Annotated in this window: 13 protein-coding genes; 6 read left to right on the forward strand and 7 right to left on the reverse strand. The window is 61.4% G+C overall.

Annotated elements, in window-relative coordinates; all coding sequences use genetic code 11:
- Positions 1-100 precede the first annotated feature (100 nt).
- Together glmS and glmU are read right to left on the reverse strand one after the other, a co-directional pair.
- Entirely contained in the window at positions 101-1,927 is a 1,827-nt protein-coding gene (gene glmS, locus AC0QTX_RS17955; RefSeq protein ID WP_474605181.1) for a glutamine--fructose-6-phosphate transaminase (isomerizing), read from the reverse strand.
- 110 nt (positions 1,928-2,037) lie between these two features.
- Positions 2,038-3,411 (reverse strand): bifunctional UDP-N-acetylglucosamine diphosphorylase/glucosamine-1-phosphate N-acetyltransferase GlmU, encoded by a 1,374-nt coding sequence (glmU, locus tag AC0QTX_RS17960; RefSeq protein ID WP_474605182.1) that lies wholly within the window; start codon positions 3,409-3,411, stop codon positions 2,038-2,040.
- 325 nt (positions 3,412-3,736) lie between these two features.
- Between glmU and AC0QTX_RS17965 the strand changes: the two genes are divergently transcribed.
- Both AC0QTX_RS17965 and mdoH read left to right on the forward strand, forming a co-directional pair.
- The gene (locus tag AC0QTX_RS17965) at positions 3,737-5,167 is read left to right on the forward strand and encodes an OpgD/OpgG family glucan biosynthesis protein (RefSeq protein WP_474605183.1); all 1,431 of its coding nucleotides are present in this window, start codon (positions 3,737-3,739) and stop codon (positions 5,165-5,167) included.
- Positions 5,143-7,338 (forward strand): glucans biosynthesis glucosyltransferase MdoH, encoded by a 2,196-nt coding sequence (gene mdoH / locus AC0QTX_RS17970; RefSeq protein ID WP_474605184.1) that lies wholly within the window; start codon positions 5,143-5,145, stop codon positions 7,336-7,338. Before AC0QTX_RS17965 ends, mdoH begins: the two co-directional genes overlap by 25 nt.
- Before the next feature lie 18 nt (positions 7,339-7,356).
- Here the strand turns inward: mdoH and gcvA are convergent, their stop codons facing one another.
- Positions 7,357-8,292, reverse strand: a complete 936-nt coding sequence (gene gcvA, locus AC0QTX_RS17975; RefSeq protein ID WP_474605185.1) for a transcriptional regulator GcvA — start codon at positions 8,290-8,292, stop codon at positions 7,357-7,359.
- A gap of 131 nt (positions 8,293-8,423) precedes the next feature.
- Here gcvA and AC0QTX_RS17980 point away from each other — a divergent pair, with 131 nt between their 5' ends.
- Positions 8,424-8,624, forward strand: a complete 201-nt coding sequence (locus AC0QTX_RS17980; RefSeq protein ID WP_474605186.1) for a hypothetical protein — start codon at positions 8,424-8,426, stop codon at positions 8,622-8,624.
- A 9-nt stretch (positions 8,625-8,633) separates the two neighbouring features.
- On the opposite strand, the gene AC0QTX_RS17985 is transcribed toward AC0QTX_RS17980, so the two are convergent.
- Positions 8,634-10,277 (reverse strand): Na/Pi cotransporter family protein, encoded by a 1,644-nt coding sequence (locus tag AC0QTX_RS17985; protein WP_474605187.1) that lies wholly within the window; start codon positions 10,275-10,277, stop codon positions 8,634-8,636.
- 396 nt (positions 10,278-10,673) lie between these two features.
- Between AC0QTX_RS17985 and AC0QTX_RS17990 the strand changes: the two genes are divergently transcribed.
- Both AC0QTX_RS17990 and AC0QTX_RS17995 read left to right on the forward strand, forming a co-directional pair.
- Positions 10,674-11,015 carry a hypothetical protein gene (locus AC0QTX_RS17990; RefSeq protein ID WP_474605188.1) on the forward strand — a complete coding sequence of 114 codons (342 nt, stop codon included), beginning with the start codon at positions 10,674-10,676 and terminating at the stop codon, positions 11,013-11,015.
- A gap of 258 nt (positions 11,016-11,273) precedes the next feature.
- The gene (locus AC0QTX_RS17995) at positions 11,274-13,742 is read left to right on the forward strand and encodes an SdrD B-like domain-containing protein (RefSeq protein ID WP_474605189.1); all 2,469 of its coding nucleotides are present in this window, start codon (positions 11,274-11,276) and stop codon (positions 13,740-13,742) included.
- Between the two features lie 93 nt (positions 13,743-13,835).
- Here AC0QTX_RS17995 and AC0QTX_RS18000 read toward each other — a convergent pair whose 3' ends face one another.
- Genes AC0QTX_RS18000 through AC0QTX_RS18010 form a run of 3 tightly spaced genes read right to left on the reverse strand, consistent with a single transcriptional unit; the run spans position 13,836 to position 17,394 of the window.
- Positions 13,836-14,888, reverse strand: coding sequence for a sensor histidine kinase (locus tag AC0QTX_RS18000; protein WP_474605190.1), 1,053 nt, complete (start codon positions 14,886-14,888; stop codon positions 13,836-13,838).
- Positions 14,885-15,286 (reverse strand): response regulator, encoded by a 402-nt coding sequence (locus AC0QTX_RS18005; RefSeq protein WP_474605219.1) that lies wholly within the window; start codon positions 15,284-15,286, stop codon positions 14,885-14,887. Before AC0QTX_RS18005 ends, AC0QTX_RS18000 begins: the two co-directional genes overlap by 4 nt.
- Positions 15,287-15,315: 29 nt before the next feature.
- The gene (locus AC0QTX_RS18010; RefSeq protein ID WP_474605191.1) at positions 15,316-17,394 is read right to left on the reverse strand and encodes a PAS domain-containing sensor histidine kinase; all 2,079 of its coding nucleotides are present in this window, start codon (positions 17,392-17,394) and stop codon (positions 15,316-15,318) included.
- A 258-nt stretch (positions 17,395-17,652) separates the two neighbouring features.
- Here AC0QTX_RS18010 and AC0QTX_RS18015 point away from each other — a divergent pair, with 258 nt between their 5' ends.
- Complete coding sequence (locus tag AC0QTX_RS18015) at positions 17,653-19,176, forward strand: peptide ligase PGM1-related protein (RefSeq protein WP_474605192.1); 1,524 nt, start codon at positions 17,653-17,655, stop codon at positions 19,174-19,176.
- Positions 19,177-19,183: the final 7 nt, after the last annotated feature.

Genomic DNA, 19,183 nt, shown 5'->3' on the forward strand with positions numbered 1-19,183 from the left:
AGACCGACGTCCCGAAACAGGGATGCGGCGGAGCGCTCGATCGGTCCGAGTTTGCCCAAATCGTCTGGCCGCGCCGGACGAATCAGGTGTGGAGAAGGGATCACTCCACGGTCACGGATTTGGCGAGATTGCGCGGCTGGTCCACATCCTTCCCCATGAAGACCGCCGTATGATAGGCGAGCAGCTGGATCGGAACCGCGTTGATGATCGGCGCTACGATGGGATGCACGGACGGCATCACGATGGTGGCCATGGTGTCGAGACCGCTCTCCAGGGCGCCCCGCTCGTCCGTAATCAGGATGATGCGGCCGCCACGGGCTGCGACTTCCTGCATGTTGGAGACTGTCTTCTCGAAGATGTTGTCGTGCGGCGCGATCACGATGACGGGCATCGTCTCGTCGATGAGCGCGATGGGTCCGTGCTTCAGCTCGCCGGCCGCATACCCTTCCGCGTGGATGTAGGAGATTTCCTTGAGCTTCAATGCGCCTTCCATGGCCAGAGGATAGGACGTGCCTCGACCCAAGTAGAGCACGTCCTTGGCCTTGGAGAGTTCACGGGAGAGAACCTCGATCTGATGCTCCCGCTTGATCGCCTCGGTGATCTGCCCCGGCACGGCGATTAGGGCATTCACCAGCTGTCTCTCGTCCTCGGTGCTCAGCGTCCCCCTTGCGCGGCCGGCTGCAATGGCGAGCGACAGAAGCACCGTGAGCTGGCAGGTGAAGGCCTTGGTCGAGGCGACGCCAACCTCGACGCCGGCTAGGGTCTGCGCGACCACATTGCTCTCGCGGGCCATGGTCGAGGTCGGCACGTTCACCACGGAGAGGGTATGCTGCTTCTCGGCCGTGGCGTAGCGCAGGGACGCCAGGGTGTCCGCCGTCTCGCCCGATTGCGACACGAAGAGAGCCAGGCCGCCAGGCTCCAAAGGTGCCTCCCGGTAACGGAACTCGGACGCGACATCGATCTCAACCGGAATGCGTGCCAGACGCTCGAACCAGTACTTGGAGATCAACCCCGCCAGATAGGCCGTGCCGCAAGCGGAGATCGAGATGCGATTCAGGCTCTTAAAGTCGAAGGGCAATTCGAAAGGCAGCTCAACCCGTTCGCCTGCGAAGTTGACGTAATGCGCGAGTGTGCGCCCGACCACCTCCGCCTGCTCGTGGATCTCCTTGGCCATGAAGTGGCGGTAGTTGCCCTTATCGGCCATGAAGGATCCGGCCGGGATCTTGTGCCGGGGACGATGCACGGAGCGCCCGGACTCATCGTGAATATCCGCCCCTCTATGGCTCAGGATCGCCCAGTCGCCGTCTTCGAGGTAGACGACCTCGTCCGTAAACGGCGCCAGCGCCAGTGCGTCTGACCCGAGATACATCTCGCCCTGACCGTAGCCGATGGCGAGAGGAGCGCCGTGGCGCGCTCCGATCAGCAGATCCTCCTCACCGGAGAACAGAAACCCCAGCGCAAAGGCACCGCGAAGGCGCGGCAGGGTCACGGCCACCGCTTCGATGGGCCCACGACCCTGGTGGATCTCGTAGGTGACGAGTTGGGCCACCACTTCGGTATCGGTTTCGGTCTCGAACCGGATTCCCTTGGCTTCCAGGCCCGTCTTGAGTTCGCGGAAGTTCTCGATGATGCCGTTATGGACCACTGCCAGCTTGTCGGTGGCATGCGGGTGAGCGTTGGTCTCGTTGGGCTTGCCATGGGTGGCCCAGCGGGTATGGCCGATGCCGATAATCCCGGAGAGCGGGGCTTGGGAGAGCTTGGTCTCGAGATTGCGCAGCTTGCCCTCGGCACGCCGTCTGTCGAGGCGCCCCTCCTCCAGGGTCGCCACGCCGGCGGAGTCGTAACCACGGTATTCAAGCCGCTTGAGCGCCTCCACGATCTGCTGCGCCACAGGCGTTTTCCCAATGATCCCAACAATCCCGCACATATCGATAAGCTTCCTTTCGCAACGCGACCAACGCTACGCTTAACGCCTCTCATACAGAGGCGGCCCCCCGGGGCAGAATCAACTTGCGTAACCTAATGTGACAGCTGCGCTTACTTCCGCTTGGCCGCCTCGGCTTTTTCCCGGAACGAGATGGCCCAGCCTTCCTTGATCGTCTGACGTCCGCGACCGAGGCCGAGGGCATCGTCGGGGATATTCTCCGTAATGACGGAGCCGGAGCCGACGAAGGCTCCCCTTCCGATAGTGATGGGAGCCACAAGCGAAGAGTTGGACCCGATGAAGGCCCCCGCGCCGATCTCGGTCCTGTACTTGCCGAACCCATCGTAATTGCAGGTGATGGTGCCGGCCCCGATGTTCGCCTCAGCCCCTACGCTCGCGTCGCCAAGATAGGTCAGATGGCTGACCTTGGCTCCCGCCCCCACGTCCGTGTTCTTGATTTCCACGAAGTTCCCGACCTTGGCCTTGGGACCGATGGCCGCGCCGGGACGCAGGCGCGCGAAGGGTCCCACTCCGGCGCCGGAGGCGATCCGCGCGCCCTCCAGATGGCTGAAGCTGTGGACTATCGCTCCCTCCTCGACCACGACGCCTGGACCGAAGACCACATGCGGCTCGACCACAACATCCTGCCCCAGCCGGGTGTCGTGGCTGAAATAGACCGTCTCCGGGGCGACCAGCGTGACGCCGGCGGCCATCGCGGCCTGGCGCAGCCTGTCCTGGATCATGCGCTCGGCGGCTGCAAGCTGAGCCCGATCGTTGACCCCATGCACCTCCTCCTCCGGCACGACGGCAATCGCCGTCCTGTGGCCAAGGCTGCGGGCGATCTCGACGATGTCGGTGAGATAATACTCGCCCTTGCAGTTCCGGTTCTCCACGCGGTCGAGGAGAGCCAGAGCCAGATCGCCTCGGATGGCCATCAGCCCGCCGTTACACAGGGTAATGGCCCGCTCTGCCTCGCTGGCATCCCTGTGCTCGCGAATCGCCAGGAGCTCGTCGCCCGAGGTGATGAGGCGGCCATAGCCCGTCGGGTCCTTAGCCTCGAAACCCATGGCGACCACAGCTGCCCCCTCGGCCAGGGGAGCCCTCAGCCTGGTGAAGGTCTCGGGCAGGATCAGGGGCGTATCGCCAAAGGCGATGATCACATCGTCGGCGGGCTGCGCCAACGTCTCCCGGGCGCTCAGAACCGCATGGGCGGTTCCGAGCCGGTCATTTTGGACGAAGATCCGGGCCTCGGCCGAGACTTTCTGAACCTCCTTGGCGACGTCCTCACGGTCAGGACCGATCACGACTGCGGTCCCGGTTGCGCCCGCCTGGGCAAGAGCCGCCAGCACGTGTGCCAGCATGGAGCGGTTGGCAACCCGATGCAGGACCTTGGGCTTTGCGGACTTCATCCGGGTGCCTTCACCTGCCGCGAGCACGATGGCGAGGCAGCTCCGGGATGACGGTTGGGCGGTGTGAGGCGATGTCATGTAGTTTCAATCCGGTAAGGTTCTGCGGTGCAGCTAAATCAGAAGAGGTAGATCGGCAATCGTTTCATGGGCAATCAGGCAGTTTTCCCAATGGCCGCGTTTACTTCGTGCTCATGATTGACGATATGTATAGGGCATTCCACTTGTCTGGCTGAAGAGCCTTCGTTTACGCAAGAGTATCACTGTGCCGGTTCAGCCAAGGGGTCCATCCCCCTTCCATCCTCGCCGGCGCGACATGCTGGCTTACATCGGTGCCTCCGTCGCCGGGCTGGCATACGCGCCGTCCCTTAGAGCTCAAACACCTCAAGAGACGATTTCCGCGAGGATGGGAGAGAATCAGAGGTTCGATCCGGCGGTGGTCGTAGACATCGCGCGCCAGCTTTCCAGGAAACCGTTTGCTGCACCCCCGAACGACCTGCCGGACGTCTTCGCAAATTTGAACCCGGAGCAGTATGGAGCGATCCGCTACACTCAACCGCCGATCTGGAGTTCCGAAGCGCGCGGGATTGCCATCGAGCCGCTCCATCGCGGATTCGTCTTCCGGGATGCGGTCGAACTTTTCATCGTCGAGGACGGGGCGGTTCGCCGGATCGGCTACAATCCCTCACAGTTCGACTTCGGTCGGATCAATCTGCCGAACAACCTCGCCGACATCCGCTATTCAGGGTTCCGGCTGATCGCACAGGTGGGCAACGGCAAGCCTTTCGACTTCGCCGTGGTGCAGGGCGGCACCTTCTTCCGGGCCCTCGCCCGCGGACAGAACTATGGTGCCATCGCGCGGGCGCTGACCTTGCGTCCGGCCGAGGCCCGCGGCGAGGAATTTCCGGTCTTCCGGGCCTTCTGGCTCGAGCGCCCGGCCGTCGGCAGCAACAGCATCACCATCCACGGCGTACTCGATTCCGATTCGACGACCGGAGCGGTCCGCATGACCTTCCGCCCCGGCGACATGACCATCGTCGATGTGGAGACCACCCTGTTCCCTCGCGTCAACCTGGAGCACGTTGGCCTGGGAGGCCTCGCCTCCACGTATCTTTATGGACCTAACGATCTGATCAATACGGACGATATTCGGCCCGCCGTCTACGAGTCCTCCGGGCTCCAGATGCTGAACGGCTCTGGGGAATGGCTGTGGCGCCCGCTTCAGAACCCGGAGACACTTCAGATCTCCGCATTCGTGGACAACTCTCCCCGCGGCTTCGGCCTGCTTCAACGGGAGCGCTCCTACGAGGCTTTCCAGGATGACGACCAGCGCTTCGAGCGTCGACCCAGCGTCTGGATCGAACCACTGGGGGATTGGAGTCAGGGCAGCGTGCAGCTGCTGGAGATCCCGACCGACGCCGAGATCAACGACAATATTCTTGCTTACTGGCGCCCGAGGGCGCCCATGGCGGCAGGCTCCGAGGTCGCCCTCGCCTATCGGCAGTACTGGGGCTGGAATGCTCCGGAGCGGCCGCCCCTCGCGACGGTGACGCAGACCCGCTCGGGCCGGGGCAGCGGAGGCCGCCGGCGGCGGTTCACGGTCGACTTCCTTGGCGATATGCTTGGCGAAAACCTGCCGGCGGACCTAAGATCCGTCTTAACCGTTGGCCCTGGAACGTTCCAAAACCTCAAACTTTTGCCATATCCGGAGAGAAAGACAGTACGTGTCGCATTCGAGCTTGACCCGGGCAACGAAAACGCGTGTGAGATGCGCCTGATCCTAGAAGCAGGCGGGAAACCGATTAGCGAGACATGGCTGTATCGTTGGACACCGTAAGTCACGATTCGAATCCGAATGTAGCCGCCCTTGAGCGGCCTGCGGCCGCTATGCCTCCCGAAAAGCACCTGGACATGCCGACCCAATCGCTCCGGCGCTGGTCGGCCTCCGAGGAGCGCAAACCGGTTCTGAAGCACCCCAAGCTGGGAACCTGGCTTGCCCGCCTCTTCGTGTTCGGCGGTGGTCTGTTGCTTACGGCCTACGGCACCTGGGAGATGTATCAGGTGGTGTCGGTGAGCCGCACCACGGCCCTTCAGTGGGTCCTCGTCGGCCTCTTCACCGTCAACTTCTCGTGGATTTCCGTTGCCTTCACCAGCGCCCTGCTGGGCTTCCTGGCCCTGCTCCGCCGCCCGGGGCATCGGGGGCAGCTGCCTTCATCGCTTGAGCATAAGACCGCAATCGTCATGCCGGTCTATAACGAGCAGACGGACCGGACCTTCGCAGCCCTTGAGGCGATCTACGAATCTGTACACGCAACCGGGCTTGGGGACAGCTTCGACTATTTCATTCTCTCCGACACCACCAATCCCGATGCCTGGGTTGCGGAGGAGAGAGCGTTCCTCGCCCTGAAGGAGCGCCTCGGGCCCGGTGCGCGGTTCTATTATCGCCATCGGCAGAAGAATCATCACCGCAAGGCCGGCAACATCGCCGACTTCGTCTCCCGCTGGGGCGGGCATTTCGAGCACATGCTTGTGCTCGATGCCGACAGCCTCATGACTGGTGAGTGCATCGTGCGTCTGGCAGCCGCCATGGAGGCCGATCCGGATGCCGGCATCATCCAGTCCCTGCCGCTCATCATCAACCGCAACACCCTCTTTGCCCGCCTCCAGCAATATGCCGCCCGCGTCACCGGTCCGGTGATCGCCATGGGCCTTGCGGTCTGGATGGGCCGCGACGGCAATTACTGGGGCCACAATGCCATCATCCGCACCAGGGCCTTCGCGGCCCATGGCGGGCTGCCGGACCTGAAGGGCAAGCCGCCCTTCGGCGGCCATATCCTCAGCCACGATTTCGTCGAGGCCGCCCTGCTCCGCCGGGCCGGCTGGTCGGTCTACATGCTGGCCGACCTGCAGGGTTCCTATGAGGAGAGCCCGCCTTCCCTCATCGACCTGTCGGCCCGCGACCGGCGCTGGTGCCAGGGCAATCTCCAGCACATGCGGGTGGTAACCGCGAAGGGCCTGAAGCTTCCGACGCGGCAGCACTTCGCTACCGGCATCATGTCGTATCTCGCTTCGCCGTTTTGGCTGTTCCAGCTGATCGTCGGCATCGCCCTTGTCCTGCAGACGACATACATCCGGCCTGAATATTTCGCCCGCGACTTCCGCCTCTACCCGATCTGGCCCCGGTTCGACCCCGAGCGGGCTCTGTGGCTCTTCGCGTTGACCATGGGCATCCTGCTGGCGCCGAAGCTCTTCGGCCTGATGCTGATGCTCGTTCGAGGCAGCGACCGGCGTGCGTCCGGAGGCGGCGTCCGGCTGATCATCTCCTCGACGATCGAGATCATCCTGTCGGCACTTCTGGCCCCGATCCTCATGCTGATCCAGTCTGGTTCGGTGTTCCAGATCCTGCTTGGACGCGACACGGGCTGGCAGCCGCAGCGCCGCGACGACGGCTCCATTCCGTTCAAGGACATCGTCCGCCGGCACCGGGCCCATACGGTTCTCGGAGCCCTTGCCGGTCTCTCCGCCTTCATGATCGCCACCTCCCTCTTCCTGTGGATGTCGCCGACGATTATTGGTCTGCTGCTGGCGATCCCTCTGTCATGGCTCAGCGGCCAGCTCGGAGCGGGTCTTGCCCTGAAGCGGCTTGGGCTCCTCAGGACACCCGAGGAGCACCAGCCTCCGGCTATCGCCACCCGCGCCAACGAACTCCAGGCCCGCAACGTCACTTTCGGCTTCGACGACGCCGACAGCCTCAGGGCCATCTACGAGGATCCGATTTTGAGGGAGCGCCACATCGAGATGCTTCCGCCGGCGCCGCCCCGCAAGCGCGGCATCATCGAGACCGAGCGCGCTCTCGCGGAGGCCAAGCTGGTCGATGCCGAGACTATCGACGATGCGGTGAGCTGGCTCCACAGTAAGGAGCGGATGGTCGTGCTCCACGATCGGGCGCTGATCGACATGCTGGTGCACCTGAAGCCCAAGCCTGCAGAGGCGCAAGCGGCGGAGTAGCTGGGCTCAGCCAGGTCCCTAGGCCCTTGCTTCCACCCCGACCAGCGCCGATGTGCTTTCAGCATCTCCGGCCACCTCGCTCAAAACCCAGTCTCGAAAAGCCTCGATCTTGGCGGAGCGCCTTCTCGCCTTTGGGTAGACCAGCCAGTAGCCCCGCTCGGACGTGGCGAGCAGGTCGAAGGGTTGGACGAGGCGACCTGCCGCAAGATCCCCTGGGAAGAAATAAGGGTTGATCAAGGCGAACCCCTGCCCTGCCATGGCGGCCATGCCCTCGAACTGCTGAGCCCCGAGATTGTTGTCGGGGCGTTGAGAGGGATCGAAGTCCAGCACGCCTGCCGCACTGAACCAATCCTGCCACCACGGATCACTCGGCGAGATGATCGGGAATCTGAGGATGTCCGAAGGATCCTTGAGGGTGACGCCCCTTATCAGCTCGGGGCTGCAGACAGGGGTGAACAGGTTTGGAAACAGCAGATGCGCCTCCAGGCCGGGCCAGTTGCCGTTCCCGCTCCTGATCGCCACGTCGAAGTCACTCTGGCCGAAATCCACCACCTGCCCTGAGACACTGATCTGAACGGCAATGTCGGGACGAAGCTGCTGAAAGCGACCCAGCCGTGGAACCAGCCAATTGGACGCAAATGTCGTGAGTGTCGAGATCGAGAGAACGGATTGAGCCGTCGCTTCGATGCCTGCAAAAGCCGTGCGCAATGCTTCGAACGCCTCGGTCACGGCAGGAGCAAGCTGCCGCCCTTTTGCCGTCAGGGTGACATGGCGCGGCAGGCGTACGAACAGGGGCGCGCCGATCCGATCCTCAAGGATCTTGATCTGGTAGCTCACCGCGGCCTGGGTCATGCCCAGCTCCTCGGCTGCTCGGGTGAAGCTCTGATGCCGTGCCGCCGCCTCGAAGACTCTGACGGCGCTCATGGGTGGCAGTTTCGATGGCAGCTTTGGCATGGTTGATCCATAAGGCTGCCTTATGCCAGCCCATTGGCATTTGCTTTGTCAAGCTCCTGAAACAGGAGCACCTTATGGATGCTTGATCGAGGGCGCTGGAAGCCCTCTGACGCAACAATCGGTAGGCTGTCATGAGGTACGAAGAGACTCGCCGCCTGCGCGGCATCGAGGGCGCTTGGCTGCGCCTGAAACTCTGGTTTCGTCCGGCTTTCCCGCGGCACGATTCGCTGGTTTCGGATCTAAGCCAACTGTCTGACCATGAGCGGCGCGACATCGGACTGCCCGATCCGGTCCGCTACATGGACTGGCGCACCCTGAAGGACCAGAAGTAGCTTTCGGGATCAGGAGGTCAGGCGACTCGGCTTGAGCTCACCGCTCTGCTCGAGGAGGGAATGTCCCGTGGAGGCGATATGGGCCTCGATGCGCTTCAAGTCTCGTACGATGTCGAGCTGCAGAGTGCTCGTATCTCCCACAGTCCTGCCCGACCTGAGCTGATCGAGATGCTTCTGTGCCACGGCGCGCTCGAGATCGCGGAACCGCTCCTTCTCGGAGACAAGTCTTCGGGCGGAGCCGATGTCCTGGAACATGAGGACGGATGCGGCCAGCTGCAGGTGCTCCAGCAGCTTGGCGTGCATGCTGGTGATGTCGTCCAGGCTGTCCTTCGGAAGGCGCAGATGGTTCTTGATGCGCTTGGCGGCGAGCTCCATCAGGTTCTTGTCGATGATGTCGCCCACGTGCTCCAGGTTGATGGCGAAGGCGAGAATGTCCGAGAGGCGCTTCGCTTCCGTCTCGTTCAAGGCTTCATGGTTGATAGAGCTCAGGTAGCGCCTGATGGCGCTGAACAGCCGATCGAGCACGTCATCAGTCCGGCTGACCTGATCGACGCGGCTGATGTCGTCTTCCCGGAAGAGGTCCTGCGAACTGCGCAGCATCGATTCGACCGTATCGACCATCCGCAGAACCTCACGGGCTGCGTTGGACAAGGCGACTGACGGGGTATCCAGGGCATCCTTGTCCAGGTATTGCGGCACGCCGGGATCCGAGGCCTGGAGCTTTTCCGGGAAAGCCCTGACCAGCAGCTTCGCAATCCACGGCAGGGGCAGGATGAAGACGGCGGCCAACACGACGTTGAAGATCGTATGAAAATTCGCCGCCACCCGGGATGGGTTCGGATCGAACGCTGCCATAGCGGAGAGGATCGGGTCGATCAGGGGAATGGCTACGGCACAGCCGACGACCCGGGTGGCCAGGTTGCCGACCGGGACCCGGATTTTCGCCGGATCACCCCCCATGGCTTCGAGGAAAGGGTTTAGCGCGCTGCCGAGATTGGCGCCGAGCACCATCACCAGAGCCGCGGCCGGTCCGACGACACCGGCCGCTGCCAGGGACATGATCAGCAGCATCGCGGCGACGCTGGAATGGGCCATCCATGCGAAGAAGGCCGAGAGAAGCACGAGGATCAGCGGGTCGGACGCAATGGACGCAAGGAGTTCCTTGAGAACGACCGATCCCTCGATCAGATGGACCGTTTCGCTCAGGAGGTGGAGCGACAGCAGCATCAGACCGAGCCCGATGGCTACGCGACCGAGATCCTTGACGCGGCTCGTCTTTCCGCGCCTGAAGGCCATGAAGCCCCCGAAGATGAGAATTGGAAAGATCAGGGAAACATCGAAGGAGAGAACCTGCACGATCAATGTCGTGCCGACATTCGCTCCGAGCATCACCGCGAGAGCCGGCACGATGTCCACGGCTCCGCCCGCGGTGAACGAAGCGACCATCAGGGCCGTCGCCGTGCTGCTTTGGAGGACGGTCGTGACGCCGACACCCGCCAGGAAAGCCTGGAGGCGCGTTCTCAACGCCATGCCAAGTATCCAGCGCAGATCGCTGCCGAAAGCGCGCTGCACTCCGCTGTTGACCATGGTGATGCCCCAGAGAAGCAGGGCAATCTCACCGAAAAGGTGGATCAGGACGGACGTTGCAGACATTCAGCCCTCGATGATCGGAAAAGACGGCACAATCGCTCTGCTTATCGGGCAAAAGCCAAGATCGCAATAAGGTTGCCGGCTAATAATGAGCGTGCGGAGCATGGGAGTCACGATATTTCGGCGGATGAGGCGGATGTGGAGGCACGGGGGTTGTGAGCGAATGCCTAGCCCATTTTTGGGTAATGGGTTCAAAGATTTGAGCCTGCGTACCCTCTCGGAGCGGCCCAATGTAGATGTGGAACAATTTGGCTACTCCGAACGCATGCTCTCATCCCCAAAATGACGTCTGCTCTTTTCCACAATTAGCCGGTACGCATGATTATCCGACACGGCCAAGTCTTGAGGGTCGCTTTCTTGATGGACAGTATCTCACTGGTGAGTATGCGAGGGTGTGAGATGGGTTTGGACGATCCATTTCCGATTGAGAAGTGCTCCGGCCGCGTCCGGGGAGCCATACTGGCAGAGTTCCAGGGCCGCTGTCCTACGATCCGTGAGGTGGCCAGCATCTCCGATGCCCAATGGCTGACGGTGCCGAATATCGGCCCGACAACATTGGAGGAGTTGCGCAGCATGACGCAACAACCTTCAATTGAGACCGAAAGCACCTCTGCTGCCGTCATGCAGGATGGCGAACTTCTGTCCCGGTTGAACCGGCTGCAAAGGGAGCTGAGTATTCTCGTTGGGGAAATCCGGGCACGACTGAACGCCACTTCCTCCAGAAGAAATACCCCCAGGTAAAGTGGATTTCGTACATCAAGGAATTTTGTCCGGATCCGCTCAGGAAGACGATCTCGGCGTTGCGACACTCCAGACAACCAATGTTACCTTATTGTCTAGATGGAATGTAATCCTTGTCTAATCTCATCTTGACCGGGCTACCGGAAACTTAAGCAGTGATTGACTTTACGTCATGGAAGGAGTTGATAGTCCCCAAAATATCGAGTGGCTTGCTCTGGCTTCACTGCGCCGGCCCACTCTGGTCTGGGGGCAAGTTGAATGTCTGGCGTCGTTCGGGCGATCGAGTTCATCATCAACAAGGATGAACTGGTCGGAAATTCCGGTTCCGTGTACGAAATCGGGACTCCTGCGGTTAATTTTCTCATAGAGCAACTGGCGGACAGCACGCTTCGGTTGACTGCATCCATCGTCGACAACGACGGTGACGCAGACAAGGATACGGCCGATCTGCGTGGCATCTTCTTCCACTTTGCGGGCATTGACGACAATCCCACTGATGTAGCGTGGCTGAAAGGTCTCTCGATCGTAGGATCGGGGAGCAGCGCTGCCTTCGTCACCGGGCGCGTATTCGATGCCGACGGGGTTGAAGCCGTGCCGGGCGCTGAAAACAGCGATAATATGAACGGCCGCCCCTTAACTCCTTACGATGCGGGAATTGGAATCGGCACGTCCGGCATCGGCCGCGACGACGTCAAGACGATCACCGTCATCATCGACCATGCCACTGACAACCTCACTCTTGAGCATCTGGCGCTGCAGGGCTTCGGCGCGCGCCTCATGAGTGTCGGTGAGGATGGCACCAAACGCGACGACAGCCTCAAGCTTTGGGGCCTGGCACCGGCCGCGCCACCCGTTACAACCCCGCCGGCACCGACCGGCTCCCTCTCGGGACGTGTCTGGCTCGATCTCGACAAGGATGGAGTCCAGGACGACGCTAGCAAAGAAACCGGTCTGCCGAATATCGAGGTCAAGCTCATCGATTCCAGCGGCAAGATCGTCTCGACCGTCATGACGGACGGCAACGGCGAGTATCAGTTTAAAGACTTGTCCTTTGGCACTTACGACGTTCTATTCGGCAAGGGCTCCGACGGGACATATCTGTTCACCCTGCGGAGTGCCGGCTCGGATGGAACGCGCGACAGCGACGCAGACGCGGCCGGTCGCGCGAGCTCCTACAAGATCGATGAGACGACGAGGCATGTCACAGCCGTCGACGCCGGGCTGTCCAAGGTTGAAGTCCAACCTCCTGTAGTTGTTCCTCCCCAGGAGATCGGAAACGACGACCTCATCGAAGCTGGCGACCACGACGACTTCATTCATGGTGGCCGCGGCAACGATGAGATGCAGGGCGAAGGCGGCAACGACACGATCTACGGCGGCACGGACCGTGGCGAGATTGCCTGGAATCCCGGCAACGGAAAGCTGAACAAGGTTCTCATCGGCGACAACCTCTACGCCAACGACGGTCAGGATACCTACCGCTACGCCAAGGGCGATGGCGTTGATATGATCTGGGATTTCAGGCCAGGTGACGATGTCATCGAGCTCTCAGGCTATTCTCTCAAGGACATCAAGGCCACTTGGGTCGGCAAGGTTGCTAACTGGATCGATACCCCGAAGCATAACAAGCTGGCATTGGTGTTCAGCGACGGTGGGGCCATCGTCTTCAACGACTACTCGGGACTGGACGGCAGTTCCGCCACAGCCATCAAGCTCGGTGACGGAGCGGTGGTCAAATTCGCGGATCTGATCGCGATGGGAGGCCGCAAGCCGGCGGAGCTCGAAGTCAACGATGAGCGGCAGGTCGCCTTTCGCAAGTACGAGTGGCGGGATATCGGCAAGGGTCAGAACGGCTATGGCGGCAATGACCGGGACAAGCTGATCGGCGCGGACGGAGACGACAATCTCTACGGCAACGAGGGCGTAAATGGCCTGAGCGGCAAAGAGGGCAACGATCAGCTGTTCGGTGGCAACACCCGAGACGTGATGATCGGCGGAACCGGCGACGACATCGGCTACGGCAATGGCGGCGATGACCTGATCGTTGGCGGCGCCGGCTCCGACAGGCTCTACGGCACGGGCGGCGTGGACTACATCTTCGGCGACGAGATGCCGGACGGGTTCGTTCTGCCTTCCACCTTTGCCGGCGATCTCATCTGGCTGCAGGAAGAGAAGACGCTCGTCACCTCCTCCAGCATGACCCTCGCAAGCAATGTCAGCAACATCACCGCCAGCGGCACAGTCGCCCTCAGCCTCACCGGCAATCATCTGAACAACGTGATGATCGGTAACTCCGGCAAGAACGTGATCGCGGCTGTCGAAGGCGACGACGTCGTTTTCGGCGGCTATGGCAACGACACCCTGTCGGGAGGCTCCGGCAAGGACAAGTTCGTGTTCGACGGAAAGATGGGAAGTTCTACGACCGACCGAAAGGTAAACTTCGACACGATCACTGACTTCAAGGCGAAGGACGACAAGTTCCACCTTGACGATGCCGTGTTCAAGAAGCTCGGCAATGGGTCGCTCGACAAGCCGTCGCAGCTGAACAAGAACTTCTTCACCGTCGGCGCGGTGTCCAAGGACAAGAACGACTACCTGATCTACAACAAGGCTGCGGGCATTCTATCCTATGATGCGGACGGTTCCGGCACGAAGTTCAAGGCCGTCGAATTCGCCAAGATCGACGCGGGCATCAACCTGAAATACAGCCACTTCTACGTGATCTGACGGTCCGAGAAACCTTCATGGACCATACAACAAGGGGCGCCGCAGCCATTGTGCGCACCTTGTCATGTGAATGCCTGCCACCAAAGAGTCTCGTCAGACGGAGAAGATCAGCACGGCGCGAGTTCCCGCGTGCTGGCGGTCGAACTCTATGGCAGACTGCAGATTGGACGCCATGGCTCTCACGATCTTGGTGCCAAGCCCGCTTCCCTGCACTTCTCCGTCACCCGTCCAGCCGATGCCGTCATCCTCAACGACAAGAACGACCTGCTCGCCGCAGGACGATAGGGCAACACGGATGTCGCCGGATGCACCTTCCGGGTAGGCGTACTTGAAGGCGTTGGTGACAAGTTCCGTCACGATGACGCCAACCGAAACGGCTTTATCGGTCGGAATAGAAATCGGTTCCGCCAGAACCCGGATGGTATGCACGCGACCAGCGGCCCGCATGGCACCTTCCAGTTCCTCAATCAGCCCCTCCAGATAAGTATCCATCTCCACGAAGCGTACATCGTTGGAGGTGTAAAGCCGGCGGTGAATCTGTGCGATGGCCGTGATACGGCTTTGGGTTTCGGTCAGAGTATCCTTGGCGACCGTGTCGCTCCCGAGCGCCCTCTCCTGCATGGCAACGAGGGAAGCGACAAGCTGCAGGCTGTTGGCAACGCGGTGGTTGACTTCGCGCAGGAGCATTTCCGCCCGTTCCCGCGCCTCGCGCATCTGCCGTTCGGCAGCTTCCTTCTCGCGTCTGAGGCGTGCCGCCGCAAGCGCCTGTTCGGCAGCTGTGCGGAGGAGGTCGAGAAAGACCCCGCCAACGTCCTTTATGACATAGTCCGCAGCACCTGCCTTGAGAGCGGCAACCGCGATCCGGCCCTCATCGGCGCCGGTCACATAGACCACGGGCGGAGGATCGGAGAGCTTATGGATTTCGGTGAGGACCTCCAGTCCCTCCTTGTCGGGCATGAAGTGATCCAATGCGATTACGTCGAAGCGCTCTGCGGCGAGCTGGTTGAGCCCTTCGTCGCCGCTCGTCGCGTGCCTCACCTGGAATCCATGACGTGAAAGGGTCCGCTCGACGAGCCGACCAAGTCCACGGTCGTCATCAATATACAGAAGCCGGATCGGCTGGCCGGCTGTATCGCTCTCGATCATAGCGACTCGGGAACCTGAATGACCGACAGGAAAAGTCCCAGCTGACGTATCGCCTGGGAAAACGATTCGTATTCGACCGGCTTCGTGATGTAGACGTTGGCGCCGAGATCATAGCATCGCTGGATCTCGCGCTGGTCATCGGTGGTCGTGAGCACAACCACCGGTGCGCGTTTCAACTTCTCGTCGGCTTTCAGCTTGATGAGAATGTCCACCCCGTTCATGTCCGGCAGGTTCAGATCCAGCAGAACGAGGAACGGCCCTGCATTGCGAACGTCTTCGCTGAACAGGTGCTCCAGGGCGCTCGTCCCGCTCGCAAAGGTCCTGATCTCGTTGCAGACTCCTGCGCGGCGAATGTTCTTCTCGATCAGGCGGGCATGCCCCTCATCGTCTTCGACCATGATGATGGTGACAGGTTGTTGCTGGGGCACTAGGCGGCTTCCGAAGTCATGCTGATGTATTTTGGCATAACGACTCTGAAGGTCGAGCCCTCATGCAGTCGCGACGACACGGTAATCGTCCCGCCGAGCCTTCGCACGAGCGCACGCACATGCGCAAGCCCGATGCCCTCCCCCTGCTGGTCCTGCACTCCGGATCGACGGAACAGGTCGAAGATCCGCTCGAAGTCCTTGGGGTCGATTCCACGCCCGTTGTCCTGAATTTCGTATTCGACATCGATACCCAGCTCCCTGCCACGCACCTCGATCCGGCCCGCACGGCTCGGGTCGAGATACTTGACGGCATTCTCGATCAGGTTCCCGAATACCTGCTCGATTGCGAGGCGGTCGCTCGTAAGATCGGGAACGCTTTCGATGAGGAGTTGCGCGCCGCGCTCCTGGAGCTGATGTGCGACGCTTTGGCGCTGGGTTTCCAACAACTGGCGCATGGTGAGCGGCTCCGGCATGAGCACGCGCCTGCCCTCGCGGGACAGTTTGAGAATGGCGTTGATCAGCTTGTCCATCTTGACGGTTGAGGATCGTATGAACCCCATCGCCTCCGGCAGGTCCGTCTCGACAGCCGTGCGGGCTTCCGGCGTGACCAGACGGGGAGCCTTCTCGAGAACGTCCCGATAGAAGCGCTCCACTTCGACCTGCGCAGCCTCTAGTTCGCTCGTGAAGCCCATCACGTTCACGAGAGGTGCCCTGAGATCGTGGCTCACGATATAGGCAAAGCGCTGGATCTCGTCATTTGCCTCATCGAGTTCAGCCACGCGCTCGGCGAGCATCGACGCCAGCCGGCGCGTCTCCTCCTGGGCCTGCTTGAGGTCATGGATGTTTGTGCAGCTGCCGTACCATCGAACGATGCGCCCCTTGTCGTCGCGCAGCGGCTGAGCCCGCCCCAGAACCCAGCGATACTCGCCGGAGCGATGCCGAAGCCGGTATTCGATATGGTATGGCTCCCCCGTTTCCAGACATTGGCGCCAGACGCCCCAAGCCCGGTCCTGATCCTCTGGATGGAACATGCCGCTCCATTCCTCGCCGTCGGTCGTGCCTTCAGGAACGCCTGTAAACTCGTACCAGCGCTGATTGTAATAGTCGTGGAAGCCGTTCGGCTGCGTTGCCCAGATCATCTGGTCGATGGAGTTGGCAATCACGCGAAAGCGTTCCTCGCTTTCGCGTAAGGCCTCTTCATTTCGCTTCTGCTCGGTCACGTCGTGACCCTGGACGAAGATACCGGACACCTTGCCTTCAGGATCGAAGATCGGCTGGTAGACGAAATCGAGAAAGCGCTCCTCGGGGGCACCGCCGGAGATTGGCTCAAGGACGATCCTGATGCTCCGTCCAACGAAGGGCTGCCCACTCTGATGCACGCGGTCCAGCAGGGACATGAAGCCCTGATCGACGACCTCGGGCAGAGCCTCCCGAACGGTCTTCCCCACGATGTTCTCACGGCCAACCAGCCGCAGATAGGCGGCATTGGCCATCGTGAAAACATGATCCGGACCGCTGAGGGCTGCCATGAATCCGGGAGCCTGTTCGAACAGGCCGCGCAGATGCTGCCGTTCCTCCGTCAGGGCCTGATTTGCCTCCTGCACCGCCTGCGCCCGGCGAAACATGTCTGTCTCGATCAGGACGGATGGTCCTGCCGACAAGCCAGAGCTCCGCGCCAGAGCCCTCAGACGCTGAAGCTCCGTCACATCGACCGTGTGCTGCAGGATGAAGGTCATCTCTCCAGCATGATTGATGAGCGGCGTATGGGTCGCGCTCCAGAAGCGCTCCTCGAAACCTTGGCCGTTGGGCAGCGAGATGGCGTATTCGATCAGCGGCAGATGGTCGGCCGCCTTCTCGCGAATGACCTTCTCGAAGGAATTCCGCAATTGGCGATGGCTCGGCGAGTCCGGATCGCTGGGGAAGGCCTCGAACATGTCGCGCCCGATAAGATCGTCCCGCTCCCGCATGGTGACTTTCAGATAGGCGTCGTTCATCCCGACGATCTTGAGGGAGAGGTCCAGCAGCACGTATGGATTGGGAGATGCGCTGAAGAGAGCTTCGAAATTGATTGTCTTCAAGAACTTACGCTGGACAGCAGCCAGCCTCCCTGTGTCATGCCGGGCGGAGCTAGTCCCTATCTAGGCACTCGGCTGCCGAGAGCCATGGGACCGGCCAAGGACGGTCATCCCTGTGACCGATCGGACACTCCCGGCGAGGGACGAGCCCAGGGCTCACCCGCCTGCATGCCGGCGGCGGGGCGCAACAAAACCTTGACCACAGGCGTTCCGCTGCAGGGCAGACGCCCATGGCCTCCATGATAGGGGGAGCGCAGGTCAATGATGGATGGAGCGGGCACCACAGCGCCTAACCCAGGATCGGGAACATTCGCACAGCTGCAGGCCCGCCTGGCCGCCATGTTTCAGGGCTTTTCAGATCAGGACACACCCCGGACGGTCATCATCGTTCCGAGTCTGACCATGGATCGGGAGGTTCTCGCCAACATCTCGGGAGTGCATCATTACGAGGAGCGGATGCTCTGCTACCTCATGCTCCTGCGGCTGCCTCGGACGCAGATCATCTATGTGACGAGCCAGACAATCCCGGAGCCCATCATCGATTATTACCTGCATCTGCTGCCGGGAATTCCGGCACAGCATGCCAGGAAGCGCCTCACCCTCCTCTCCTGCCATGACGGTTCGCGGACGTCCCTGACCGAGAAGATCATCGAGCGCCCCCGCCTGCAGCAACGGATCCGGGACGCCGTTACAGATCCTGCCGCCGCCTACATGATCTGCTTCAACGTCACAGAGCTGGAGCGGGACCTTGCGCTCAGCCTCGACCTCCCGATCTATGGCTGCGACCCGGACCTGTTGTCCCTGGGATCCAAGAGCGGCTCCCGGAAGATCTTCCGGGAGGCCGGGATTGCGATGCCCGAGGGCTTCGAGGATCTCTTCACGCCGGATCAGATCGCGGATGCCCTCTTCGAACTGAAGCAACGCCAGCCCGCCATCAGGCGCGCAGTCGTCAAGCTCAATGAGGGATTTTCAGGAGAGGGCAATGCAGTCTTCGCCTACGAGGAGGCACCTGAAGGACCCGAGCTGCGGAGTTGGATCCGCAGCCGTCTCACTCAACTGGCCTTCGAGGCAAAGGACATGACCTGGCAGCTGTTCGAGGAAAAGTTCTCGGTCATGGGAGGCATCGTGGAGGAGTTCATCGAAGGTGAGGTCAAGCGCTCACCCTCGGCCCAGTTCCGCATCGACCCCCTGGGGCAGCTTGAACCCGTCTCCACCCACGATCAGGTGCTCGGCGGCGACAGCGGTCAGGTTTTCCTCGGCTGCACCTTCCCGGCCGACGAGCACTACCGGCTGGAGATCCAGGAGGATGGCCTGAAGGCGGCTCGGTCACTTGCCGAGAAAGGCGTCTGCGGGCGCTTCGCCATCGACTTCCTGTCGGTTCTGGAAGGCAATGAATGGCGCCATTACGCAATTGAAATCAACCTGAGACGCGGGGGAACGACGCACCCGTTCATGATGCTCGAGTTCCTCACGGACGGCTGCTACGATCCCGCAACGGGGAACTTCGTCACCCCGGCTGGTCACCCCCGCTGCTACTATGCCTCCGACAACCTTGAATCGCCGCTCTATCGTGGCCTCTCCCCTGGCGATCTGATCGACATCGCGGCTCTCAACAGGCTGCATTTCGACGGAGCCTGCCAGAAGGGCGTCGTCTTCCACCTGATCGGCGCCCTATCGGAGTTCGGCAAGCTCGGTATCCTCTGCATTGCCCCCTCTCACGAGGAAGCAAGCGCGTTCTACCATCGTACGACCGACGTTCTTGATCGGGAGAGCGCCGCGATCTGACCCGAAG

The sequence above is a fragment of the Microvirga sp. jy35 genome, from assembly GCF_056148915.1.